The organism is Actinomyces glycerinitolerans, from assembly GCF_900098745.1.
GTDB classification, from domain to species: domain Bacteria; phylum Actinomycetota; class Actinomycetes; order Actinomycetales; family Actinomycetaceae; genus Actinomyces; species Actinomyces glycerinitolerans.
In genome coordinates, this window is the sequence record NZ_FQTT01000010.1 from 240,558 (window position 1) to 264,556 (window position 23,999).

A 23,999-nucleotide genomic window follows, 5' to 3' on the forward strand; every position below is an offset into this window, starting at 1 on the left:
CAGACCACCCGCCAAACGCGGGTGGGCGGGTAAGGCGCGATCTGTTTCACGGCGGTCGGCCGCCCCGGGCGGTTAGCATGATGCGGCATCGGTCCGAGGCCCGCGCCAGTCGGCGCGCTCGGACCACCCCCAGGAGAGACCCATGACCGAAAACCCCGTCAACCTGCTGCGCGAGACCCTCGCACTCGTCGCCCCCGGCACCGTTCTGCGCGACGGTCTGGAGCGCATTCTGCGCGGGCGCACCGGGGCGATCATCGTGCTCGGCTTCGACGAGACGGTGGAGGCGATCTCCTCGGGCGGTTTTCGGCTCGACGTCGAGTTGACCGCGGCGCGGCTGCGGGAGCTGGCCAAAATGGACGGGGCCGTGATCGTGGACCGGGCCAACAACCGCATCCGGCGCGCCAACGTGCAGCTGTTGCCCAACGCCTCCATCGAGACCGCCGAGGCCGGCATGCGTCACCGCACCGCCGAGCGCGTGGCGCGGCAGACCGGGCACCCGGTGATCTCGGTGAGCCAGTCCATGCGGATCATCTCCCTGTACGTGGACGGGCGTCGGCACGTGATCGAGCCGAGCGAGGCGATTCTGGCGCGCGCCAACCAGGCGCTGGCCACGCTGGAGCGCTACAAGGCGCGCCTGGACAAGATCTCCGGCGGCCTGGATGCCCTGGAGATCGAGGACCTGGTGACGGTACGCGACGTCACCGCCGTGCTGCAGCTGTTGGAGATGGTCAGTCGCATCGCCTCCGACATCGACGGCTACGTGGTCGAGCTCGGCACCGATGGGCGGCTGCTCGCCCTACAGGTGGAGGAGCTGACCCGCGGGCTCATGGCCGAGCGCGACTTCCTGCTGACCGACTACCTCCCGCAGGGACTGGACACCGCCACGGTGGACGCACGCCTGAAGTGGGTGGGCTCCCCCGCCCTGCTGGACCTGGCCATGGTTGCCCGCGCAATGGGCCTCGGCGGCGCCGACGGCCAAGACCTGGACGCGTCGGTCTCACCGCGTGGGCTGCGGATCCTGTCCAAGATCCCGCGGCTGCCACTGGTGACGGCGCGCGCGGTGGTGGATAACTGGGGCTCCTTGCAGGCGGTGCTCGCGGCGACGGTGGAGGAGCTGGAGGCCGTCGACGGCGTCGGCGCGCGCCAGGCACGTACCCTGCGCGACGGTCTGTCGCGCCTGGCGGAGGTGTCCATCGCCGACCGGTACGCGTGAGGGCGGTGCTGTGAGCGCGGGACAGGGCCGCCGATGCTAAGCTGAGACCGTTTGGAAACGGTTTGTTCGCGCTGTGCGGCACACTTGTCAACGGTTCGGGTGGGCATCCAGGGAAGGTGTTGAAGTGGTACTGCGGGTTGTGCCGGAGGAGCTCGCCGCCGCTCGAGCGCGCCTGGATGACCGCCGCCATGCGTTGTCCCAGTTCCATTTGGACTCAGGCGGTGAGGGCTTATTCGGTTCTGCCGTGCTCGCATCGGCTGCAGCCCGGTTTGCTGCTCACCACGAGCAGCAGGCAGAGCGTACGGCGGCGCGGGCGAATGCGGACGCAGACGGGTTGCTGGCCGCGCAGCAGGGGTACGCGAGCACCGACGACGACGCTGCCGACGGCGCGCATCGGCTCGCAGCATCGGCCAGTGGGCTGCGCAATCTTGGTGGCTCGGCTGCGGGCGGTGCCGTCGCCGGAGCCAGGGCTAAGACCGTCACCTACCACGGCCTGACCGGCTAGACCACGGCGCGAGAATATCGACGACTCCAGGGGAAGAAGTGCGGCGTGAAATCAGCGGCTGACGAGGAGTACGTCGCCTCAGTGGCTCCGCCGAGGCGACGACGCGTACGGCGCGTCCTTACCGGCTGCCTCCTGGTCGCACTGCTGGCCACGGCAGGCTTCGGGGGTTGGCTGTGGTGGACCAGGCCACCGGTACGGGAGGTGCCGCTGCCCGACGGTGTTGAGGCCGGGCATGTCTGGTATATCGGCACGAGCGTTTGGCCAGCAAGTACCGAAGCGGGCATGTTGAGAGAAGGACCCCTGCGCTCGGAGAACCATGAGTGGATCGGGTCTTTGGAGTGGGACCGCAGTGACGGGGTCGTGGAGATATTCGAACTGCGCCTGGGGGAAAGCGTGCACATCGACGGCCTGGGAACCGTGACGCTACTGCGGGTCCACCCCGAACCATTGCTCCCAGACTACCGGGACGGAGCCTGGACTTACGCTGTTAATGTCACTCTCGACCCCGGGGTAGAGATAATGTGGTGATAGTTCGCGCATATACGACTCTGCTCATGGTATTTCTTCGCCGATGTCGCTGCGGAACTACATGGATCAGGACCTGTTACCCGTACGTAAGTCAGCGTAGGATTGTCACCATCTGGTTACCCGTGATGGGCAAGGAGGGTGTTGGCAGTGGCATCAGCAATCGCCGACGGCGGGGGGTCCGGCGCTCGGTCCGAGGTGCCCTCAGCTGGAGCGGACACGAAAGCAGAATCCGTCGGCTACGGTGCCGTGAGTCCATCAGGTGGAGACATCTCCTTAGTCTCGCCGCGCCGACGCCTCATGCGGAATGTCCTGCGAGGGTTCCTTGCGGTTGTGCTGGTGGTGATGGGAGGCATTTCCGGTTGGCTGTGGTGGACCAGACCGCCAGTACGGGAGGTGCCGTTGCCCGATGAGCTTGCCGCCAAGGACGGAACCTACGCACGGATTCATACGAGTATCGAACCGGTAGAGACCGCAGCAGGCGGGTTGCAAGTGGGGCCGTTGCGCTCGGAGGGACATGAATGGATCGGCACGCTGCTATGGCGTCACAATGACGGCGTCCAAGAACCCATTGAACTACGACTAGGAGAAACCACCCACATCGACGGACTGGGCACAGTCACCTTGTTCGCCGTTAACCCAAAACCGCTGATCCCCGACTACCGGACAGGGGGCTGGACCTACAAGGTGTACATCGTCCTCGACCCCGGGGTAGAGGTAATTAGGTGAACGCTCTCGCGACATGATTCTGGTTATGGTATTTCTCCACCGATGTCGGTGCGGGCGAAGTATTTCTCGTAGTCCTCGCGGGTGATGCGGATAATGCCGTCGTCTCCGGCGTCGGAGCCGTTCGCCAGGTTGTTGTGTGCCCAGGGGTTGCGCAGGGTCACGTACTTATCGTCGATCGCGATCACCGTGTAGGCGTGGCCTTCGGCGATCTGGTAGTCGCCAGACCTGTCGTGGGTGTCGATCGCGGCGTCCGGGTGCTGCCTGTCGGCGGCGCGGGCGTCGGTGTTGGCGGTCGCATCCGAGGCCGTGTTGCCGTCACCGAAGTCACCTCCTGCCGTAGTTGCAACGACCGGCCTACCATCCTTCACCGCCTGTTCGATCTGAGACCACTCCTCATCGGTGTACTCATGATCTTCACGCACCGCCCCCAGGAACCCCGAGGTGCCTCTGGTGTCAACTACTGGCGGGCCGTACTGCCCGGAGATCGCCCGCATCGCATCAGCTGGCCTCCCGTTCGGGAGGTTGTGGTCGCCCAGGTATTGGCCGTAGGCGCGCTCGTACACGCTCATCAGGTTCGGCCCCCGCCGCCCACCACCCAGATCATCACCCTGGTTACCGTCGGTGTAGTAGTCGGTGACCTTGATCTCCTCCGGAAAGCCGAAGAAGTTGTGCAGGGTGACGATGAACGCCTGATCCTCCTCACTCCACCGCACATGATCCCGCAGAAACTGCTCCCCCTCCTCCGACTGCGAATACGCGTCCAAAGTCGCCAGAAAGTAACAGTCGCCGATCTTGTACTGGTCCACTGGGTCCCAGTCCGAGGAGCCGTCCGCCTGCTGCCGCAACCGCCTTATGTCCTCATCACTGAACTTGGTCTTGCTCCCAGTGCCGTCATCGTCCTTGCCCTTACCCGCACCGACACCGCCGCCCCCATGCGCGCCCACACCAGCAGCCCCCGAACCAACTCGCGAGCTAGCACCTACACCAACGGCATTCAGGGCCGCGGCAGTTTGCATGGCCGCGATACTCACCCGGGCACGGATACCCACGGCCGCACCCGCGGCCGCATACCGCACCCCCGCCACCAGCACCGCCGGCGCCCCAGCGTCCACGGCCTCCAACAGCGCCGCACCGACCAGGGCGCGCAGCCGCTCCAACGCCTCCTTCGCCTCAGCCAGCACCTGGGCGTAAGCCTCCAAACGGCTGGCCCCGTCCAGCAGACTGGTGATCGAGGCATCCAGGTCCGTCTCCAGGCGCCGGGAGGAGGAGCGGAACGCATCCGCGCTCGCCCCCTGCCAGGACGGGACCGCCAGGCGTGAGGACACCACCCCACTGGCGGCCTTATCCAGCACCCGGGCCCCGGTCCTCCAGGAGTCCGCCACCGGGAGAGCCCGGGATCTCGCCGACCACGGCGCCCGCAACCGCATCCAGGCTCAAACCCACACTTACCCCTCACTCGCCAGGTGGTTGGCGCGCCGGTCGCCCGAGACGACACCACAGTTCACAAAACCAAACCGTAACCCCACCGACACCAAAACACCACCGTCAGCCACGGCACGGACATCAGCAAGACCCCCGCCCGAGAAACCACCCTCACACACCGCACCACCGGATATCGGACAGAAGTCGATGTGCGGCGTAGGTGCCGACGCAGAGAACGACGCCGCTCCCCTACTCGATCACGAAGACGCGGTCCTCGGTGAGGTCCGTTCCGTCCAGTTGGATGCGTACCCGATAGGTCCCGGCGGTGGCCGCATTTCCGGAGGCGGCCTGGGCCGTCTCCTCGGAGGAGGCTGTTTCAGTTCCTTCGTCCTCCTGCGCGGCCTCACCATCCTTCGTAGGCTCCGCGTCGGTGGGCGTCGCCGCGGCATCCTCGGCGGCGGGGGCAGCTGCCGTGGTCGACGCCGTGTCAGCAGGTGTGCATTCCGACGAGGCCACGTTGCCGTCCCAGGTAATGGTGGCGGACGCAGCGGTGCCGGCCGCGACCAGCAGGCGCCGGCTGGCCGGGTTGGCCGGGCAGGCGGTGGAGGTCCAAATCGTCTGCTCGCCGGAGGTGATGACGGCGCCGAGCGACTGCGAGCCGACGTCGATCAGGCAGGCCTCGGAGCCGGTGTTGTTCACGGTCAGGTTCAGCTTCAAGCCCGCGCCGGTGGATACCGTGTCGGGTGAGGTGAAGGTAACATCCAGGTCCGCTGCGGTGCACTCCACCGGGTTGGCGTAGGTGGTGGCGGTATGCGCGGCGGCCTGGTCGTCTTGGGCACGGATGGTGTTGCGCGCCCAGACGGCTGCCGACAAGACACCGGCAGAAATCCCCGCCAGCAGAGCCACGGCGAGCAGCAGCGCCACGAGTCGGCGCAGCCAGTAGCGCGGCCGCCGGGGCCTGGCCTGTCTGCGGCTGGCGGTGGCCCCGCGCCCCCGGGTCTGCCCACGTCGATTACCGGCACCCGGTCGCGTCGCAGAGCGGTTGGCGCCGCCACGAGCGCCTCCCCGGTCGGCCGACTGAGCGACGCCGGAGCGCGCCGCCGAACGAGCGGTCTGGCCGCGGCCGATACGGGCGGTGCGGGCGGGCCGCCGTCCCGGGCGGCCATCCTGGGTGGTGACGGTGCGCTGCGCGCGGGCCTGGCCGCGGGGCGCCTGCCGTGAGCGGGATGCGGAGGAAACGCGGGGGCGCGCCGACGACGTCGAGCGGGATGCGCCGCCGCTATCCGAAGCGCCGGAGCGAGAGGTACCACCGCGGGCGGAGGCGGAGCGGGAACCGCCAGAACGCGCAGACGACGCCCGACCCCGCGCGCTGCGACCGCGCCCGCCGCCGTGGGAGCCGTCTCCCGAGTTCCGTCTCTGCGCCATGGGGTTGACTGTACCGGCGCCGCGGTCCCGCCCCGGTCAGCGCCCCGCCCAAGACACCCGCCGGCATGCCCAGGCCGGGAGGCGTGTCGCCACGAGGCGCGAGCCGGGGCTGGCGGGCACGACCGCCTCTGGCAGCGTCCCGGCGATGCGTCACAAGGCGCTAGGCCGGGGGGCTGGCGGCTCACGCCGTCGGCGGGGACCAGGCCAGCTGGACGGACTGGACCGAGTCGCGGGTGATCAGGCTGGCACGCCCGGCCGGCCCCGGCTTGGGACGCTGACGCCCGAGTAGCGGCCCCTCGTCAGGGTTGCCGGGCAACATGATCCCGGGGGTGGAAAGGTCGTTGAGCGTCTGCACCAAGGGCTCGAACAGGGCCCGACTGGCCCCGCCCGTGCGCCGAGTCAACACCAGGTGCAGGCCAATGTCCTGCCCCTGGGGCAGCAGGGCCTGGAGCGGCAGCAGTGGGTTCATCTGGCCGGTGGTCATCAGGTCGTAGTCGTCCACGAGGATGTATACCTCGGGGCCGTTCCACCAGCTGCGGGTGCGCAACTGCTCCGGCGTCACCTCCGGACCGGGCAGGCGCTGCTTGAGAAACTCCGCCAGATCGGTCATCTCCTTGGCCGCCTGATCGCGCAGGGTCACATACGTGAGCATGAACTCCTCGGGGATGTCGCCGAGCAGGGAGCGACGCGGGTCGACCGGAAGGATGCGCAGGTCATTCGGGGTGCGATCGCGGGTCAGTTCGGCCATCAGGGCACGCAGGAAGGATGACTTGCCCTTCTTCGCATCGCCCAGCACGATCAGGTGGGGCTCCTGCCGCATGTCGAGGGTGACGGGCTCCAGGCGGGCCTCGTTGATCCCGATGACGGGGCCATCCTCGGCGGGCACCAGGGCCTGCAGCTCGGTAAGGTCGATGCGGGTCGGCAGCAGCCGCAGCTTCGGTCCGGGTGCGCCCCGGTAGGCGTCCGCGATGGTGCGGCACGCGTGGCCGACGCCTTCGGAGAGCGTGGCGGGATCGTGCTCGCCGTCCACACGCGGGAGCGTAAGCAGCATGTGCCGCCCGGCGGGGTCCAGGCCCCGTCCGGGGCGGCCGGTCGGCACCGCCTTGGCGGCGGGGCGACTGATCTCGGAATCGGAGGGCTCGCCCAGACGCAGTTCGATCCGGGTACCGAGGGCGTCCTTGATCGCGGCACGCATCTCCATCCACCTGCCCGCGGATATGACCAGGTGCACGCCAAAAGCGAGCGCCCGCGTCATGATCGCCTGTACACGCTCGGTGATGTTCTCGAAGTCCGTCTTGAGCACGGACCACCCGTCGATGACGAGGAAGACGTCACCGTAGCCGTCGTCGGCCTGACCGGCCGCGCGCCGGCGCCGATAGGTTTGGATCGAGTCGATCCGGTTGGCCTTGAAGTAGCGTTCGCGGTCAACCAGCATCGCTTCGATCTCCGCCACGATGCGGGCGATGATGTCGGGGTCGTCACGCGTGCCCACGCCGGCCAGATGCGGCAGGTCGAGCATCGTGGAGAAGGTCCCGCCGCCGAGGTCGATCACGTAGAACTGAACCTCGGTGGGTGTATGGGTCAGCGCCAGGCCCATGAGCAACGATCGTAGAGCGGTGGATTTGCCGGAGAGCGGACCGCCGACGACGCCCACGTGGCCGCCCGCCCCGGACAAGTCCACGCTGTACTGGTCGCGCCGCTGCTCCAGCGGCACGTCGGTGATACCCAGCGGTACCACTAGGTCGCCACGAGCTCGCCATGATGGGGAGATCAGTCCGAGCTCGGGGTCGACCGTCAGGTCGTCGATCAACGAGTCGAAGGTCTCGGGGACGTCCAGCGGCGGCAGCCAGATCCGATGCGCCGGGTTGCCGTGACCGGTCATGCGCGCCACGGCGATGTCCATGGTGGACATGTCGGCGTAGGTGGCGTCCTTTGCGGACGTCTCCGGCACCTGCTGCTCCGACGTCGGCTCGGGCTCTGCGTGCTGTGCCTGTGGCGGCAGCGGGATCTCCTGGGCGGTGAAGGGCAGTACCAGCGGACCGGTGTCACCGCGCCCCGGGCTGCTCGCGGCCGGGAGCTCCGGCCGCTCCGAGGCGCGTCCGGTGGCCGCGGCGCGCTCCGGCGGCGGCCCTGCCACATAGGCGGCCCGGAACCGGGTCATGGTGCGGGTGTCGCTCTTGAGGTAGCCGACTCCCGGGTAGGGCGGCAGGTCGTATGCGTCGGTGACGCCCAGGACGGTGCGCGATTCCGAGGCAGAGAAGGTGCGCAGTCCGATTCGGTAGGACAGGTGGGACTCCAGGCCGTGCAGGCGCCCCTCCTCCAGGCGCTGTGAGGACAGCAGCAGGTGGATCTGCATGGAACGGCCCAGACGGCCGATGGCGACGAATACCTCGATGAAGTCGGGCTTGGCGGCGAGCAGCTCGGAGAACTCGTCAAGAATGACGAACAGTGCGGGCAGTGGCTCGCCATTGTGCTTGCCCGCGCGGCGAGCGGCCTCGTAGTCGGAGACATTGGCGTAGTTGCCCGTCTTGAGCAGGATCTCCTGGCGGCGGTTCATCTCCCCGCGCAGCGCTTCCTCCATGCGGTCGACCAAACCGAGCTCGTTCTCGAGGTTGGAGATCATGGCGGACACGTGTGGCAGTTCGGACATGCCTGCGAAGGTGGCACCGCCCTTGAAGTCCACCAGCACGAAGTTGAGCTGGTCGGGCGAGTGCGTCAGCGCGAGCGCCAGGACAAGGGTGCGCAATACTTCTGACTTACCGGATCCGGTTGCCCCCACCAGCAGCCCGTGGGGGCCCATGCCTCCCTGCGCCGACTCCTTGATGTCCAACACCACGGGAGTGCCCTCGGGCGTGACGCCGAAGGGAACCCGCAGCCGGTCGTCGCCCAGACGCGGCGTCCAGCACCGCTCCGGATCAATGTCCCGCACGTCTCCCAGGCCCAGCAGGTCCAACAGGTCCGCGGAGCGCTTGGGGTCAGAGATACCCACGGGGACGGCGGCAGCGTCCTCCCCAACCTCGGTGAACCTGGCCGCCAGACGCCGAGTCACCGCTTCAGCCGCGGTCGGGTCAAGCATGTCCGCCGCCAGTGGAACGGGGTCCTGGCCGACGACGGCAATCTCCATGGGCACGGTGACCGACGCGTCGGCGTCGCCCGCGGCTCCCGGCTGGGGCGGGTAGAGCAGGAGACGCAGCGTCGTCGGAGAGGTCAGCAGTCCCCACTCGGCGGGCAGATCAACAATGGTGACACCGCGTACTCCCGCGGCTGAGCCCAGCGGGGAGGTATCGGGAAGCCGGCCGCCGTCGACGACGATGATGACGTGGGGCGTGGGCCCCTCGCCAGCACCGGCGGAAAAGGCCCCCCGGTGTTCCAGCCCCTCGGGAAGCTTGTCCAAGAGCTGGTCGAGGTCGGTGGCGATCAGGCGTGCCGGGCCGACGGCGTCCCTAACCGAGTCGGACCAGGCGTGCGGCGCCCATTTGATCCAGTCCCATTCCGGAAGATTCTCCTCGCTGGCGAGTACCGCCACGCGTAACAGGCTCGGAGGCGTCATCGCAAGCAGGTGGGTGAGCAGTGCCCGGGTGTGTGCGCGCGTGACGCTCCCCTCCCCCACCACCTCCACGCGGGAGAGGTTGCCCAGCGAAACCACCCATGGCACCCCGTCGACCTCCCCGTGGGTAGACACGAACCGAGTCATTGCCGAGAGGCACACCGGGTCCGGCTTGGCCAGCGCATCGAGCTTCTCGGCCTTGAGCTCGGCGGACAACTTCACCGTTCCCCGCCCCAAACGCACCGCCAGCGGATCATCGGCAGCTTCGCTGCGTTCCCAGACGCGCTGCCCGTACTGGACGAAATAAGGCAGAGAGACCGGGTCGGGGAAGCTGCGTATGGACTCGGCGCGCTGCTGCCGGGCCGCGTTGCGCACCGTCTCGCGCATTTCCGACAGGTATGCCAGATACTCGCGGCGCTGGTCGGTGACGTTGCCCCGATGCTGGCGGATCTGCCGGTAGATGTTGGCGGCCACCATCGACAGCATCGCCACCACCATGCCTCCGCCCATGAGCAGCATCCGCGTGTTGGAGCTGTTGGAGATCGCCATGAACACCATCACGCCCATGGAGCCGGTCAGCGGCAAGACGGAGGCAAGGACGCTGGTGGCGTCCTGCGGGGCGATGGTGTCGGGCGGGGCCTTGACCTCGATAGTCCCGCCGGCGGGCTCTGGGGACTGATTGTTGTTGGCATTCATGGGGTGGGCGGGCACCTTCCGGTCGTGTTCCGGCACCATTTGGCGGAGGGCCGCCATCGAGGCAGTTCCGTCCGAGTCTGGGGCCGGCGGCACGGGGCGAGCCTTGCCACAAGGCCCACCCCGTCGCGTCGTTATGCTATCTGCACCTAGAGTAACCGCGTTAGTAACCTTCCGTCGGGCGGCCCAACGGGCCACCCCATACTCGGAGCAGCGAGGCGTATGAGCGCAACGGCCATTCATGTCACCCTCGTCCACGAGGGCGGCGCGGTTGACGTTGCGGCCGCACCGGGCACGAGCGTCGACGAACTGTTGGGATCCCAACGCATTGTTCCGGACGCTCGTCCGGCGGCCATCGCCACGCCGTCGGGCCTTCCGATCGAGACCGGTGGGTTGATCGGACAGGACGTGGCCGAGGGATCGGTGTTGGTGATCACCGATGCAGTGGACACTAACGGCCGGGCGACGACGCATCCGCGTCCAGCGTCCTGGGCGGCAGTACGTCCCCCGTTCTGGCTGGCGGAGGCGACGGCGGTTCTGCTAGCCGCGCTGATGCTCGCCTTCGTATTTGCCGGGATCCTCACCGGAACATCTGTGCTGTCGCTACCCGTCCGCGTGACGGCCGCTGTGATGTTGCTCGCGCTGCTAGCGGCGCTCGGGCTGCCACAACGCGCATCCTGTACGCCTACATCGGCGGCACTGTTCACTTTGTCACTTCCGTTGCTGGGTGCGAGCATGAGTGCCCTGCTAGTTCCTCCCACCAACCCGGACTGGGCGCTGCTGGCGACCCTCGTTGCGCTTTGGGGCGCAGCGGCTACGGCCATGGCACTGTGGCTGCGCCACAGGGGCCCAAGCGACGCCGTCGCCGCGGCGACCTGGGCCGCTGCGGCGACGGTGGTGACGGTCGGCGCTGCGCTGGGGATCTCGGCCACAACGCTGGCGCTGTTGACGGCCGCGCTGGCGGCGCTCGGCGGTCTGCTGATTTCAGGGGCCGCCTTGGCCTCGGTGCCGGATCGACAGCTCCTGGACATGACCGGGCAGAGGGCTGCGGGGCAGTCGGTACGTGCTCCGACGACGGCTCCCCCGGTTCAGGTCACCCGCGCCCGCACCCGGCGCACCGTTGCCGACGCCGAAGCCGTCTCTGTCGCACTTGAGATCGCCTTGGGCGCTCTGGTCGCAGCGTGCTTACCCGCTGTCACCGGAGTAGCGGTAGGCCACGGAATCGAGGCCTGGGGGGCACGGGCAGAGATCATCTTTGCGCTGGCACTGCTCACGCTTCGGCCGCGCACCGCCCGCTCGCACGCTGCCCGCATTATTCCGCGGATGTTCGCATGCATCGCCATTTGTCTCAGCGCGCTGGTGGCGGCAGCGACGCAAGCGGTTCAACCGTGGGTCGCGGCGGGCGCGGTGCTGGCGATCGGGGGCGCCTTGAGCCTGGTCGGCGCATTCACCCTGCTCAGACGATCGGCGTGGTGGGGACGCCTAGGCGACGTGTTCGAACGGCTTTCTGCCTTCCTGATACTCCCCACCGCGGTGGTCGCAGCCGGACTGATAGAAGTGATGAGGCAACTGTGAGTCAATTCGAGGTAGTCCGCCAGGCACAAACGCCCCAAGTCGAGTCGCCACGGAGGAATCCATCGCAGGCGGCCCCATCGCGCCCTGATCCGAGCACCGGCCGCCCGCTCAACGTCCCAGAGTCCATCGCGGTCGCGCTCGTCGACGTCCTGCTGGTGCTGGTTCCCGCAGTGCTGGTACACCTGGTGCTGGACTGGACGGTGCTGGCGTGGATCATCGCCGGAGAAATCGTGGTCGTCATGGCGCTGCTGTTGGCCACGCTCGGACGCACCCCGGGCCTGGCCGTCATGTCCGCATCCGCGGCATCCTCGGTGGGAAAGACACCGGGCATCGCTACGGCTCTGGTCCGGGTTCTGCTGACGCCGCTGCTGCCGATCCAACGCCGCACCCCGAGCGCCACGAGCGGGGGCACCGGTGCCGGGGGGCGGGAGTCGCTGGTCGACTCGATCACCCGAACCAGCACCAGGACCAGGCGGGCCAGTCGGCAAACGTCCGCGCAGACGGTCAATCTCTACACCGCGCCGCCGGCACAGACACAACCCGCCCCGCCGACACAACCCGCGCAGGCAGCGAATCTCTACACCGCCCCGCCGACACAACCCGCGCCGCAGGCACAGTCCGCGCCGGAACCCGTAACGTCTTTCGCGCCCATGCCTGCGTCGGCACCGGGGCCCGCAGCGGTGCCGGCCGAGCCCGCCCTGCCCGCAGACCCCGCTATCCCTGCACCTGCGTATGGCCAGCAGACATATGGTCGGCAGGCGTATGGTCGACAGGCCGAATACGGCCCATCACAAGCGTCCGGCCCGGCTCCGACCCCGCCCATCGTCCCGGGCGCTCCGTCCACGGCGGCCTCGTACGCCTCAGCTACCTCACCGTCGCTGCACTCGCCCGACGCCGCACCGCCTGATGTGCAGTCCACCCCGCCGCGACCGCAGCCCGCTGCGAGTCCTGCTCCGCCTCCGCCTGCGCAGCTGCCACAGTCCTTCCCGCCCGGCGGCACCGGGACGCCACGCGAATCCGCCCCCGGCCCGGCGCTCGACCCCGCCGCCACCGGTCCGGTTCCCACCACGCAGCTACCCACAACTGCGAGTTCAGCCACTGGCACCGCAAACTCGTCCGGCGCCACGTCTCCACCGCTGTACCACATCGTCATTGATTCGACCCGATGGCTACCGCTTGAAGGGCAGTGCATCCTCGGACGCGATCCACAGCGACTGGCCGACGACGACGTTCAGCTCCTAGCGCTGGATGCCTCCACGGCCGTCTCCCGTTCGCACCTGCGCATCGGTGTGGCCGGCGGCGGGCCCTGGGCGGAGGATCTCGGGTCTGCGAACGGCAGCATGATATTGCGGGCGAATGGCACGCGAGTCCCTCTGGAACCCGGCGTCCGCACACCGCTGGGGCGGGGAGGCGTCGTGGTGCTGGCCGAGCAGGTGCAAGTCACCGTTGAGGCGAGCCGGCGGGCCAGGCGCGCGCAGAGGTCGTAACAACGGTCATCGCCATCCCGACGTCGTCCTCCCACGTCCAAACACGACCACCACACAGCGGCCTACCGCTCCGAACCCCCCCACGCCCACAAACACGAAGAGCCCGACAACCAAGAACGGGCTGGTTCGTCCAGAACTCCAATGGTTCTGGACGAACCAGCCCGCTGAAAACGGCGGCAGGTCGGCTCAGCCTCCGAAGTTGGCCCGCCCCCGCACGTCGGTAGCGTTGTAGTTCTCCGAGGACGAGGTCACGTGTGCGCCCAGCTGCGCGAGCAGCGCGTTCATGTCCTGGAGCGACTGGTTCCACTGCGCCTTGGCAGCCGTGTACTGGGCCTGCGCCTCACCACTCCAGTCGGACTGGGTCGGGCGCAGTTCCGCGTCCATGTCCTCCAGGTCGGAGCTCATCGCCGAGGACGCCTGAGTCAGGGCCTCGGCCGCGGCGGACATCGATCCGTAGTTCACCAGCATGTCGGTCATAGTTACTCTCCTAAGTCGTAAGCGTGGTGTGAGCTAGCTGTAAGCCTGCGGGATCAGGCCATCATCCCGTGGTAGCCCTGCGAGTTGGCCCCGAGGCTCTGGGCGTTCGACGCCGTCTCCTCCTCGGTGTTCTGGTAGGCGGCGTCGGTGTTCCGCAGCCCGGACTCGAAATTGCTGAGTACCCGTACGATGCTGCGGGCGTCCTGCAGCCACTGGTTGGTCGCCGCGGTGAAGGCCGCCCCACCAGTCCCCTTCCAGCCGGGGCTGAGCTCCTGGACGGCGTTCTCCACGTTGCGCAGGATGCTCTCCTGCTGGCCGCGATGGGTGGCGACGACGTTTGCGGCATTGGCTAGGGTGCCGCTCCCGGCTGCGAGGTTAGTACTCATGGTCTGTGACCTTTCTCAGGTGTGGTGCAGAGTCTGGCGCCGAGCAGAGGACCGCGAGCGCCGTTCCGCCCTCATCCGCTGTGACCGCGGTAACCACCGCGACACATCCCGGAGGAGGTTCGGTAACGGACCAAGACTAACCCCTCCACACGTTCCGTTGTCTACGGTTTTAACCAATCTCGCACTCAAACACCGCCACCTGCGGTGGGTAGAAATACCCATCCCGGCAGAACGGCGGCATTAACGCCGCCGTGACACGGAGGCCCAGATGTGCCACGATGGCACAGTCCTCCCCGTGGCAGGCGGGAGCCGCGTCCTCCCCGCGCGGCGGCATCGGATGACGTGTCACCGGCGCCGACCTCTTCCGACTTGCCCGCAGGTCGTTCCCGTCGCAGGAGAGTGCCTTTGAGCCAGTCGAGCAGTACCGTACACGGCGTGATGACAGTGCCCGCCACTGTCATATATCGCGGCATCCCGGCCGACGTGTCGCTGCCTGCGAACCTACCCCTGGCAGAGGTCCTGCCGTCCCTCGCGCAACGCTTGGACGCATTGGAGCCCGACGGGGCGGTCTACGGCATGCGGCTGGTCACGGCAGCCGGCATCGGCCTGGAGGACTCGCGGTCCTTGGAGGAGCAACGGGTGGCGGCCGGCAGTGTGCTCACCCTGGAAGTGCGCAACCCGGATGAAGCCGCCCGCTATGACGACCTCGTGGAAGCGGTGGCGACGGCGGTTGAGCGGCAGGAGGTCGCGTGGCGTCCCGCGGACTCCACCACCATGTCCGTAGTCTCCACCTGTGTGATGTTCTTGGTCGCCGGAGGGCTGCTGCTGCGGCAGGACGGTCCGGGCCTGTTCGCGCCCGTGGCCGCGGCGACGGCGGCTCTGGTGCTGGTGTTGGCCGCATACGCGCTCAAGCGGCTCGGCAGGACGCACGGTTGGGCGCTGGTGCTCACCGCGGGAGCGCTGGTCGCCGTCGCGGCCTACACCGGCTACTCGGAAGTGGTCGCCTCACCCAGTGGCCTGCGCCTGGCGTTTGCCGGCGCAGCCCTGGCGATGACCGTGCTCGCCTGCATCCCGCTGCTCGGCAATGACCGTCCGCTCGTCGCGGGACCGGTGGTGGCCGGGGTCGCGTTGATCAGCGTCGGGTTCGGAACCGAGCTCGCTCATCAGCCGCTACCACATATGCTGGCGATCGTGTCCGCTTGCGCCGCGGTCCTGTCTCTGCTTGCGCCGTGGCTGGCGCTTGCCTCCGTGCCGATCGACGTACGCCTGCCCGATCGCATCGACTCGATCAGACCGGAGCCGGACATGGAGGTCGCGCCGTCCCTTACGGCTCGAGTGATGAACTCTCGCGGCCTGGTGCTATCCACCCGTATCGCCTGCTCGCTGATCGTGTTGCTAAGCGTCCCCTCGCTCATGTCCCAGGGCTGGGCCGGCACCGCCCTGGCCACCGCCATCGCCGTCGCCTCGCTGCTGGGCACCCGGGCGGTGCGCTCGCGCGCCGACGTCGTGGCGGGGATCGTCGGCGGGATGGGAATCCTGGCGACAGTGGTGGTAACGGTTGCGGTCAGCCGCACCGACCTGGTGGCACCGGTGACAGCTGTCGTTGGTGCCGTCGGGGTTGTTGTGCTGCTGTTGAATGTGCTCGGTCCGACGTACCGGCCACAGTTGGCCCGCGTCGCCGACGCTGCCGAGATCATCGTGCTGCTGACCATCCTGCCGCTGGCGGCGTTGGCCTGCGAGGTGTTGTAGGTGGCTTCGAATAAGGACATCCTGGATGCGCAGCGGTTCAACCGCCGTCGCCTCGTCACCGTATTCGTCGCCGGCGCCCCCGGGGGCCGCGAGCTTGAGCCCCGCAGCGTGACACGTCCGCTAATCGGTGGTATCGCCTTGTCACTGGTAATCCTGCTGGTGTCTTGGGTCTCCGGACTGTTCATCAGTTCCCTGCCGGACGGATGGGAGAACAACACCTTGGTGGTGGTCAACGGCGAGGGTGCCCGCTACCTGACGATCAACGGCCGATTGCGGCCGGTCACCAACCTGGCCAGCGCCATGCTGCTGTCCGAAACCGGTTCGTTCCAGGAAGTCTCCGTTGACGCCTCCGTCCTCGACGGCATTGAGCGCGGCAGCAAGGTGGGGATCGACGACGCCCCGGAGCACCTGCCCGAGGCCGACCGGCTGGTGGCGGACGGATGGTCGGCCTGCTCGACGGCGGACGGGACCACCATGACCTACCTGGGCTCCTCCCCCGCCGGCTTGAGCAGCGTGCAGCATGCGCTGGTGTCGGTCGGCGAGACCACCTATCTGGTGGCCGACGGCGTCAGCCACGAGATCCCTGCCGATCAGCTGAGTACCACGCTGCTGGCGCTGGGGCTGGAATCGGAGCCCGTCGTCGCCGTCGACGCCACCTGGCTCAACCTATTCGCGCGTGGCAGCACGCTGGAACCGTTCTCCGTCCCCGGTGCGGGCACCCCCGTGAACGGCCTGTCCGCGGCGATAACCGACCCGGTCGCGGGCATGCTGCTGTCGGTTACCGACGCTTCGGGTGCCGAGCGGTACTACGTCGTGCAGCAGGACGGCAGCCTGAGCCGCCTCAGTGAGGTGGCGGTGACCATGTACCAACTCGGCGAGGGAGCGGACACTCCGATCCAGGAGGTCGGGGTCTCCGATCTGACGCGTGTATCCACCGGCGGTGGCGCGCCGTCGGACTGGCCCGAGTCTCTGGACACCGCTCTTTCGGAAGACGACTCCCTATGTGCCGTGCTCGGCGCGAGTTCCACCGGCGATGCGTCACAGACCGCTCTCGCCTCTGCCGACGCAATCACCACGGGCGGAGTGAGCGTTGCCGGCGGCACGGGGGCACTGGTGCGTTCGGTGTCCGGCGGCACCATGGGACCGGTCTTCCTGATCACCGATGCGGGCCGTGCTTGGGGCCTGGGCGGGGACCCGAGCGACACGGTGCAGCGGCTGGGGTACACGGAGGAGCAGATCGCCACGGTCCCCTCACCGTGGCTGGCCCTGTTCCCCACAGGCACTGAGCTCTCCCGAGAAGCGGTCTGGGAGGGGGTCACCGAGGAATGATCCGCACCGGCACTTCCGGCAGGTTCACCGATCTGCGGCACTCGCACCGGCGCAGGCGCCTGGGCGCAGTGCTCGCCCTGTCCTCAATCGTCGCAGTCGGCTTAGCGGCTGGTTTTCCGGCCGGCGGCATGGCGTCCGCGGATGAGACGCCCGCGACGGTTCAGACCGACGGCTTCGTAGCCCGCAACACGATTCCCCGCACCGAGAAAACCGCGGAGCCGCAGCCGCAGCCCACCCCGCAGGCACCAGAAGAGGAGCCGGTCGCCCAGGAGACCACGGAGCCGGAGCCCACGCCAGAGGCCACCGAAGCGGTCGAGCCGACGCCGGACCCCACGCACACCACCGCCCCAACCCCGACCACCGCGACCGAGGTCGCCGACTGCGAACGCGGACAAACGGCGCTGGTGCAGACCCCGCCGTCGGTGATCGCACAGATCGGTGCGGAGCAGGCGTGGACCGTGTCCACCGGGCAGGGCGTGGTCGTCGCCGTCGTCGACTCCGGTGTGGACGCAACCAACCCGCACCTGACCCACGCGCTCGTCGACGGCGTGGACCTGACCGGAACCGGAGAGGCGACCACGGACGTGGACGGCCTGGGCACCGCCGTCGCCGGGGTGATCAGCGGGCGCGCCGTCTCCGGGTCAGGACTGACCGGGCTGGCACACGACGCCGCGATCATGCCGGTGCGGGTGCTGACGGACACCTCGGAGGCCGCCGTTGAGGCCGGCACGGGCCCACGCGCCGACCAGACCGCGTCGGGCATCGTCTGGGCCGCGGACAACGGAGCCACGATCATCGTGGTGCCGCGCGCGCTGAGCGAGGGCTCCGCAGAGCTGGCCGCGGCGGTGGAGCATGCAACCGCAGCCGGGGCGCTCGTCGTTGCCTCCACCGGCGACCAGCCGCAGGAGTCATCCGCCGCCAATGCTTCCGCGCAGCCCACTGCGGATGCCATCGGCACCGCCGGCACGGAAGCTGCCGAGGCGGACTCGACGACCCGTTATCCCGCCGCCTATGAGGGTGTCCTCGGTGTCACCGCCCTGGACTCCGCGGGGGCGGTTTCCGACGCCGTGCTGCACGGCGACGACGTCGACCTCGCCGTCCCGGCGCAGTCGGTGCTGACCGCATTCTTCGGCGACGGCGACTGCGTGGTCTCTCAGCAGGCTCCGTCCACGGCCCTGGCCACCGGATACGCGGGCGCCGCGGCGGCCCTGGTGGCGGAGGCTCATGGGACGGAGTCTCCGGCGGACTGGGCGTACCGACTCACCGTCACCGCCCTGCGCACCTCCCCGGCGGAGCGCAACGCCAACACCGGTTGGGGGCTGGTGGCGCCCTACGCGGCCATCGAGTTCGTCAACGATGGCACGGCACTCGGACCCGCCAATCCGCGCGGGAGTACCACAAGGGCAACCCCGGCGGTGGCCATGGCCACGCCCCCGTCCCCCGACCCGGCGCCGGCTCGACGGCGGCGGCTGGCGGCGAGCGTCGGCGCAGTGGGCACCATCGCGCTGATATTGCCCCTGGTGGCGTCCAAGGCGGGAGGTAGAGCACCGCGAGCCGCGGCACGCAAGTGAAGAACTACCCATGCGTGCACCTGGTAAGTGGCGTTGCAGGTTTGGTATGTTCCATTTCGGTTACACGCATGAGGAGGAGTTTCGGTGGCCAACGAGATCGATGACGCCGCGTCGCGGGCGCATGCGCATATTGATGGCTGGGTGCGTCAGGCGCAGGAGCGTGCGGAGGCCTCCCAGCGTCTGGCGAAGCAGGTGGAGTCTTTGCGCGAGACCGAGGTGAGCCGGGATCGGGCTATCAGCGTGACGGTGGATGCGGCCGGCAGGCTGGTCGATTTGAAGCTGCGCGAGCCGGCAATGGACTTCACGCCCGGCGATCTGGCCGCGGCGATCATGCGGGCGGTCCAGAAGGCGTCCGCGCGTGCGGGCGAGAAGACGGCCCAAATGGCCGCGGATGTGTGGGGTGAGGACTCGGCGGTTGCACAGCGAGTCCGGCAGGCCTACACCGGCGGCGAGGACGAGGGGGCTTCGCAGTCGCAGTCGGGGTCGGGCCGGCGGCCTGGGACCGCCCCGCGGGGGGCGGGCCTGATCGACCCGACCGGTTCGTTAGGAAGCTTGCGGCAGGGCGATGACGGGCGTGGCTTCAGGGGCGGTTGGTGATGGCTGACCTGGAGATCTCCCCGGAGGTGTGGCGCACCCACGCCGGGCACGTCGCCTCGGTAGGCGACGGACTGGACACCATCGACCAGGCTTCGGACGCCGCCCTGAGCGGCCTGCCCTTCGGGGTGATATGTACGCCGCTGTTCGCCCCGGCCTACGCGATCGCCAAGCTGGCCTTCGACTCGGGCACCTCCACGCTCAGCGGACAGCTGGACGAGGACGCGCAGACCCTGCGGAGCGTGGCTACCGACTTCGAGGAGACCGATTCTCAGGCGGCTACCGACGCTAACAACACCTACCCGACGGTCTGATCCCCGCCGACCCCACACGCCCGCCGTATCACCTGTTATTCGTAATTAGCTCACCCCCTGGAGGTCTGTCGTGACTGTTGCTAACCCGCTGGTTGCCGCGCAACAGGAGTCGGAGTCGTCATTTTGGGCGGGTACCGGTGTTGGCGAGGACATCTCGGATTTGAGCCAGGCCATCGGCGAGGGTTCGTGGGTGCAGGGGAGCCTGGCGGGTGTGGGTCTGGCCGGAGACGTGCTCTTCACCGTCACCAACCCGATCGCCGCCGGAGTCAGCATCGTCGTCGGCTGGATCATTGAGCATATCTATCCGCTGGATGAGATGCTGGAGCAGCTCACCGGTGACGCGGACGCGGTGATAGCCGGGTCGCAGACCTGGACGAACATCTCCAACGCTTACACCCAGCAGGCCACGAGCCTGAACGACTACCTCACCGCGGACATGGCCGACCAGGCCGGGCAGACCGCGGACGCGTGGAGAACCCGCGCGGGCAAGCTGGCCGGCGGTATGAATGCCATGTCGGCTGCGGCGGCGAACATCGCCAAGGGATTAGAGATCTCCGCGGCGATCGTGCAGTTCGTCCACGACATGGTGCGCGACGCCATCTCCGAGGCGATCGGCATGTTCTTCGAGGCGGCCGCAGAGGAGATCTTCTCCCTCGGCCTGGGTACGCCCGCGGTGGTGGCACAGATCGGCACCTGGGTGGCGGACAAGGTCAGCATGCTGGCCTCCAAGGCCAAGGACCTGGTCAACTCCTTCGAGGCGCTGTCCGAGCTGCTGAAGAAGATCGAGCCGGGCGTCACCAAGCTCATGAACGGCCTGAAGAAGCTCGACCTGTCCGACTGGGCCGAGAGCAAGGGCACCCAGGTGGGCCGCGACATCAAGAACCATATGAGCGGCTCCACCCCCAAGCACCACGCCACCACCCTGACCGCAGCCCACACCACCAGCAGCACTTCGGGTGGCGGAGCCACCAACGCCTCAACCACAACAAACAGCAGCAGCCACTCCACCACCAGTTCCGCCGGCGGCGGCCACAGCACCACCAACACCAGCAGTTCCGGCGGCGCGGGTAGCCCAGGCAGCGGCTCCGGCGGGTCTGGTACCAGCTACCACGGCATCGACCCCATCCACGGCGACACCACGGGTACAACGTCCTCGTCTTCAGCTCACAGCTCTACGAGTTCCTCGGCAGGCGCGACGCACACGTCCTCGTCGTCCCCAGCAGCATCGACGTCCTCGACCCCGGCGTCCGCGAGCATGGCTGATGCCGCTGGTGGTAGCCACACCCGGGCCGGCACCACCACCCCGCAGGCCGACACCCCCGCCACCACCCCGGCGGTCCCGACGACCGATGCCAGCTACCACGGCATCGACCCCATCCATGGCGACACCACCAGCACCCCCTCCGCCCACAACACCACACACGCCGACACCACGCGCGCCGACGCCGGAAGTGGCGCCGACTCCCCGCGTGCAGGCAGCAGTGGCCCGGAGGGCACTCACGCCAGCGGCCCCGAGGCGGACACCGGCCGGACCGAGGCCGGTGCCCCTGACGCCGGGTCCAGCCGCACAAACGACACCGACACCGGACGCGCCGACTCTGGTAGTGCTCCGGCCGAGGCCGACGGTACCCACACCGGTGACGGCGCCGACGCGGACAGCTCTCGGCCCGCACAACACGACACCGAGTCTGCCGACCGTGATGCCCAAACCACGCCCGCACGCACCGACGCCGACCAGCCCGACCCCACCGCCCGCGACGGGTCCAGCCCGGAGACCGGACAGGACACCGGCCGCTCCGAGCGCCCGGGCCAGCCCACGGGTGAGGGTGCCGGCCCGCACTCCTCGCGCACCGGCAGTCCCGATGCCGACACCCCGGACGCCAACAACCCGCACTCCGAGCGCGCCCCCGAGACTGACCAGCCCGACACCCAACACGCCAACGACACCGGTGACGGCAAGACTGGCACCGACAGCGAGCCCGGGAACACCAACCCCAACAACACAAGCACCGACACTCACGGCCGGTCCGACACAGACACCGACACCCACGGCCGGTCCGATGCTGACGCCGACCCGGGCAGCAACCGGCCCGCCGACCACGACCCGCAGCAGCATCAACCCGATGAGCACGGCAAACAGACTCCCGACGAGCACCCCAAGGATCCAGAATCGCCGGAGCCCGAGCACCCCAAGGGCCAGGAGCCCGACCCCGAGCGCCCCAAGGGCCAGGAACCCGAATCCGTGTCTGCTCGCAGGGACCCGGAAGACAACAACTCCCACTCGAACGCCGCAGCAGCCGAGGCCACAACCCCACACACCAAAACCGACGACACACCCGACCCCACCGGCAACCACAAGGACACACCCGACACCGACACCACATCCAACCACTCAAACAACGACGGGGATGCCAGCTCCCACGATGCACACGATAGCGAGCCTCCCTCAGACTCCGACGGACACGTCCACTTCAACGAAAACGATGTTCCGACACCGCCACAGGAGACTTTTGACACTTCCCGTTACGCGTACAACGATCCAGAGGTTGCCAGGTGGGCGGATGAGACCTCCGCAGCCACCGGGCTCTCCAGGGACGGAGTCATCGGCACCTATGACTACACGACAAATAACGGGTACAGCACAATGAATCCAGCACTGCGAGGATCACCCGACGCCCCGCTTACTCCCGAGGTCCAGGCGCGTATCGACAATACGCTCAAGGGCATGGACGAATTGCCCCCCGTTCCAGGGACAACCTACCGCGGAACCAATCTCCCAGACGACGTTTACCACTCACTTAAGGACGGAGCAAAAGAATACGTCGACCAAGGATTCCTGAGCTCATCGAAGGAGGGCAACATAGCCGACACCTTCAAGGGCAACAGCAATAATGCCGTCGTCTTCACCATCGAAGGGCACAGCGGAGTGGACGTCAATCCGTTCTCGGCCCACAAGGGCGAGGCGGAAATCCTCTTCCGGCCAGGCACCACGTTCAAAGTGACCAAAGCTGAGCTGGGCGCCGATGGTATACTAAGAGTAGAGATGACGGAGGTGTAAGCATGTTTGACCTGATTGGTGATGATGGGGTGCGTCGTCCGTTCACCGGCGATATCCGTGACCTCCGCCCAGGCGTCGTGCAACACCGTTTGCGTATTGATCAGGAGGAGGCCACGCGTCTGGGGCTGGGGCAGATCCCCGATGATCTTGAGGACCAGTATTGGGACCGTCGCTGGTACCCCACCTGCCCTGAGGACGGCACCATCGACTACGACTGTTTAACCAAAGACGAGTTCTTTGAACGCGACGCGGAGAATCTTCGCCGCAACCGGCTGCGCCACGCACAGTTGCATTACACGGTCACCGAGGACACACGCGGCAGGACCCGTGTACGCCAGGTCCCGCCGAAAAGGCCCCGCTGGGCGGATGACCCGACGGGGCTGAAGATGCTCCCGCCCACCTGCAGCTTCCGGTTGCGTCGGGGCTTTCTGACCAGCATCCGCCTCGACGCCAACCAGCCTGAGCCCGACGTAAACCAGTGGTATGACCGGCTTAACCGTCAGGAACAGGATGCCTGGATTGTGGGACTGTTCCGTACTGACGCTCCTGAAGGCCAGACCACCTTGGTGTTGGAGTACTACGGGCAGGCATGGGCGGCGGCCCGCACCGACGGCATCCCCTGGCCCACCGACCTGAACGCCAGTGAACTCAGCATTCCGACGCTGTGGCTGCCCGTGACCCTGACACCGCTGCCCACCATCACCAACGACCCGGGCAGCCCAGTATCCATCCCCACATCCGCCGAGCCCGTCGCGGCCCAAGTCGCCACCGACCACGCCTTGTTCGGCCCCTGGTGGAGTGATGGAGACCCGGTCCTGCCGTACCGGCCCCAGCCATGGATCAAGCCGGCCCCCAACCGTGAACACTACCGACAAGCACTGGGCCACAAAGCCAAGCTCTCCTACCGGAAGGCACAAGAGCAAAGGGAACAGGAGATGCACCGCAACCAGGAGGACACCAGTCAATGAGCACGCCCGACCAGCCCGTTCCCGACCAGCCCACGCCCGAGGAACGCTTCGAGCGCGCCGTCGCGGGACTGCGCGAGCTGCCGCCCACCGGGGCGGTCACCTTCCGCGGCATCACCAGCCCCTCCGGCACCCAGCCAGGAGTAGTAGTGCCCCGGGGTATCACCGCCACCAGCCGCGACCTCGTCGTAGCCACCGCGGGCATGACCAGCCCCGGCATCGCCGTCGTCGTCGTACATACCGGAAGGGATGTGGGCCCGGTATCGGCCGTGCCCCAGGCCCAGGAGGTGGCCCTGCTTCCCGGAACCGTCTTGTACACCGGCCGCTTCCTCCAGGTCGCCGGACACACCATCGAACTGATCGAGCAGCTCATGCCCACCGACGACCAGCAGTGGGCCAGCCAGCTCACCAACGACGCCGTCGCCCAACTCATGC

At 68.0% G+C, this 23,999-nt stretch carries 19 protein-coding genes; 14 read left to right on the forward strand and 5 right to left on the reverse strand.

Annotation, left to right across the window (positions count from 1 at the left end):
* Positions 1-142: 142 nt before the first annotated feature.
* The 4 genes from disA (at position 143) to ACGLYG10_RS15890 (ending at position 2,972) form a co-directional block, all read left to right on the forward strand.
* Positions 143-1,213: a DNA integrity scanning diadenylate cyclase DisA gene (gene disA / locus ACGLYG10_RS07600; protein ID WP_073329994.1), complete on the forward strand. Its 1,071-nt coding sequence runs from the start codon at positions 143-145 to the stop codon at positions 1,211-1,213.
* Between the two features lie 124 nt (positions 1,214-1,337).
* Positions 1,338-1,718: a hypothetical protein gene (locus ACGLYG10_RS07605; RefSeq protein WP_073329997.1), complete on the forward strand. Its 381-nt coding sequence runs from the start codon at positions 1,338-1,340 to the stop codon at positions 1,716-1,718.
* A 282-nt stretch (positions 1,719-2,000) separates the two neighbouring features.
* Positions 2,001-2,246 (forward strand): hypothetical protein, encoded by a 246-nt coding sequence (locus tag ACGLYG10_RS07610; protein ID WP_073330000.1) that lies wholly within the window; start codon positions 2,001-2,003, stop codon positions 2,244-2,246.
* 147 nt (positions 2,247-2,393) lie between these two features.
* Positions 2,394-2,972: a hypothetical protein gene (locus ACGLYG10_RS15890; RefSeq protein WP_139240901.1), complete on the forward strand. Its 579-nt coding sequence runs from the start codon at positions 2,394-2,396 to the stop codon at positions 2,970-2,972.
* A gap of 23 nt (positions 2,973-2,995) precedes the next feature.
* On the opposite strand, the gene ACGLYG10_RS07615 is transcribed toward ACGLYG10_RS15890, so the two are convergent.
* From ACGLYG10_RS07615 to eccCa, 3 genes are all read right to left on the reverse strand, one after another.
* Complete coding sequence (locus ACGLYG10_RS07615) at positions 2,996-4,324, reverse strand: calpain family cysteine peptidase (protein WP_139240902.1); 1,329 nt, start codon at positions 4,322-4,324, stop codon at positions 2,996-2,998.
* A 319-nt stretch (positions 4,325-4,643) separates the two neighbouring features.
* Positions 4,644-5,819, reverse strand: a complete 1,176-nt coding sequence (locus ACGLYG10_RS15895) for a hypothetical protein (RefSeq protein ID WP_139240903.1) — start codon at positions 5,817-5,819, stop codon at positions 4,644-4,646.
* Positions 5,820-6,000: 181 nt separating this feature from the next.
* Positions 6,001-10,062 carry a type VII secretion protein EccCa gene (eccCa, locus tag ACGLYG10_RS07625; protein ID WP_073330502.1) on the reverse strand — a complete coding sequence of 1,354 codons (4,062 nt, stop codon included), beginning with the start codon at positions 10,060-10,062 and terminating at the stop codon, positions 6,001-6,003.
* 219 nt (positions 10,063-10,281) lie between these two features.
* On the opposite strand from eccCa, the gene ACGLYG10_RS16220 reads away from it, so the two are divergent.
* Together ACGLYG10_RS16220 and ACGLYG10_RS15595 are read left to right on the forward strand one after the other, a co-directional pair.
* Positions 10,282-11,634 carry a hypothetical protein gene (locus ACGLYG10_RS16220; RefSeq protein WP_073330003.1) on the forward strand — a complete coding sequence of 451 codons (1,353 nt, stop codon included), beginning with the start codon at positions 10,282-10,284 and terminating at the stop codon, positions 11,632-11,634.
* On the forward strand, positions 11,631-13,121 hold the full coding sequence (locus ACGLYG10_RS15595; RefSeq protein WP_170866487.1) for an FHA domain-containing protein: 1,491 nt from the start codon (positions 11,631-11,633) through the stop codon (positions 13,119-13,121). Before ACGLYG10_RS16220 ends, ACGLYG10_RS15595 begins: the two co-directional genes overlap by 4 nt.
* Positions 13,122-13,307: 186 nt before the next feature.
* Here ACGLYG10_RS15595 and ACGLYG10_RS07645 read toward each other — a convergent pair whose 3' ends face one another.
* Positions 13,308-13,598 (reverse strand): WXG100 family type VII secretion target, encoded by a 291-nt coding sequence (locus ACGLYG10_RS07645; protein ID WP_073330012.1) that lies wholly within the window; start codon positions 13,596-13,598, stop codon positions 13,308-13,310.
* A 53-nt stretch (positions 13,599-13,651) separates the two neighbouring features.
* Positions 13,652-13,984 (reverse strand): WXG100 family type VII secretion target, encoded by a 333-nt coding sequence (locus tag ACGLYG10_RS07650; protein WP_073330015.1) that lies wholly within the window; start codon positions 13,982-13,984, stop codon positions 13,652-13,654.
* A 438-nt stretch (positions 13,985-14,422) separates the two neighbouring features.
* Here ACGLYG10_RS07650 and eccD point away from each other — a divergent pair, with 438 nt between their 5' ends.
* The 8 genes from eccD to ACGLYG10_RS15900 form a co-directional block, all read left to right on the forward strand.
* Entirely contained in the window at positions 14,423-15,733 is a 1,311-nt protein-coding gene (gene eccD, locus ACGLYG10_RS07655) for a type VII secretion integral membrane protein EccD (protein WP_073330505.1), read from the forward strand.
* Positions 15,734-17,062 (forward strand): type VII secretion protein EccB, encoded by a 1,329-nt coding sequence (gene eccB / locus ACGLYG10_RS07660; protein WP_073330018.1) that lies wholly within the window; start codon positions 15,734-15,736, stop codon positions 17,060-17,062.
* Entirely contained in the window at positions 17,059-18,633 is a 1,575-nt protein-coding gene (locus tag ACGLYG10_RS07665) for a S8 family serine peptidase (RefSeq protein WP_073330021.1), read from the forward strand. Before eccB ends, ACGLYG10_RS07665 begins: the two co-directional genes overlap by 4 nt.
* A gap of 84 nt (positions 18,634-18,717) precedes the next feature.
* On the forward strand, positions 18,718-19,230 hold the full coding sequence (locus ACGLYG10_RS07670) for a YbaB/EbfC family nucleoid-associated protein (RefSeq protein ID WP_073330024.1): 513 nt from the start codon (positions 18,718-18,720) through the stop codon (positions 19,228-19,230).
* Positions 19,230-19,541, forward strand: coding sequence for a type VII secretion target (locus ACGLYG10_RS07675; RefSeq protein WP_073330027.1), 312 nt, complete (start codon positions 19,230-19,232; stop codon positions 19,539-19,541). The genes ACGLYG10_RS07670 and ACGLYG10_RS07675 overlap by 1 nt, the downstream gene beginning before the upstream one ends.
* Before the next feature lie 70 nt (positions 19,542-19,611).
* Positions 19,612-22,599, forward strand: coding sequence for an ADP-ribosyltransferase (locus tag ACGLYG10_RS07680; protein WP_139240904.1), 2,988 nt, complete (start codon positions 19,612-19,614; stop codon positions 22,597-22,599).
* A 2-nt stretch (positions 22,600-22,601) separates the two neighbouring features.
* On the forward strand, positions 22,602-23,567 hold the full coding sequence (locus ACGLYG10_RS07685; protein ID WP_073330033.1) for a hypothetical protein: 966 nt from the start codon (positions 22,602-22,604) through the stop codon (positions 23,565-23,567).
* The coding region (locus tag ACGLYG10_RS15900) for a hypothetical protein (protein WP_211482998.1) at positions 23,564-23,999 on the forward strand (436 nt) is incomplete at its 3' end. The genes ACGLYG10_RS07685 and ACGLYG10_RS15900, both read left to right, overlap by 4 nt.

What these genes read in the sequence shown, in the direction of transcription:
- disA (WP_073329994.1), top strand. Translation starts at nt 143, where the DNA reads ATGACCGAAAACCCCGTCAACCTGCTGCGCGAGACCCTCGCACTCGTC.
- ACGLYG10_RS07610 (WP_073330000.1), top strand. Translation starts at nt 2,001, where the DNA reads ATGTTGAGAGAAGGACCCCTGCGCTCGGAGAACCATGAGTGGATCGGG.
- ACGLYG10_RS15895 (WP_139240903.1), bottom strand. Translation starts at nt 5,819, where the DNA reads ATGGCGCAGAGACGGAACTCGGGAGACGGCTCCCACGGCGGCGGGCGC.
- eccCa (WP_073330502.1), bottom strand. Translation starts at nt 10,062, where the DNA reads ATGAATGCCAACAACAATCAGTCCCCAGAGCCCGCCGGCGGGACTATC.
- ACGLYG10_RS16220 (WP_073330003.1), top strand. Translation starts at nt 10,282, where the DNA reads ATGAGCGCAACGGCCATTCATGTCACCCTCGTCCACGAGGGCGGCGCG.
- ACGLYG10_RS07645 (WP_073330012.1), bottom strand. Translation starts at nt 13,598, where the DNA reads ATGACCGACATGCTGGTGAACTACGGATCGATGTCCGCCGCGGCCGAG.
- ACGLYG10_RS07650 (WP_073330015.1), bottom strand. Translation starts at nt 13,984, where the DNA reads ATGAGTACTAACCTCGCAGCCGGGAGCGGCACCCTAGCCAATGCCGCA.
- eccD (WP_073330505.1), top strand. Translation starts at nt 14,423, where the DNA reads ATGACAGTGCCCGCCACTGTCATATATCGCGGCATCCCGGCCGACGTG.
- ACGLYG10_RS07665 (WP_073330021.1), top strand. Translation starts at nt 17,059, where the DNA reads ATGATCCGCACCGGCACTTCCGGCAGGTTCACCGATCTGCGGCACTCG.
- ACGLYG10_RS07675 (WP_073330027.1), top strand. Translation starts at nt 19,230, where the DNA reads ATGGCTGACCTGGAGATCTCCCCGGAGGTGTGGCGCACCCACGCCGGG.
- ACGLYG10_RS07685 (WP_073330033.1), top strand. Translation starts at nt 22,602, where the DNA reads ATGTTTGACCTGATTGGTGATGATGGGGTGCGTCGTCCGTTCACCGGC.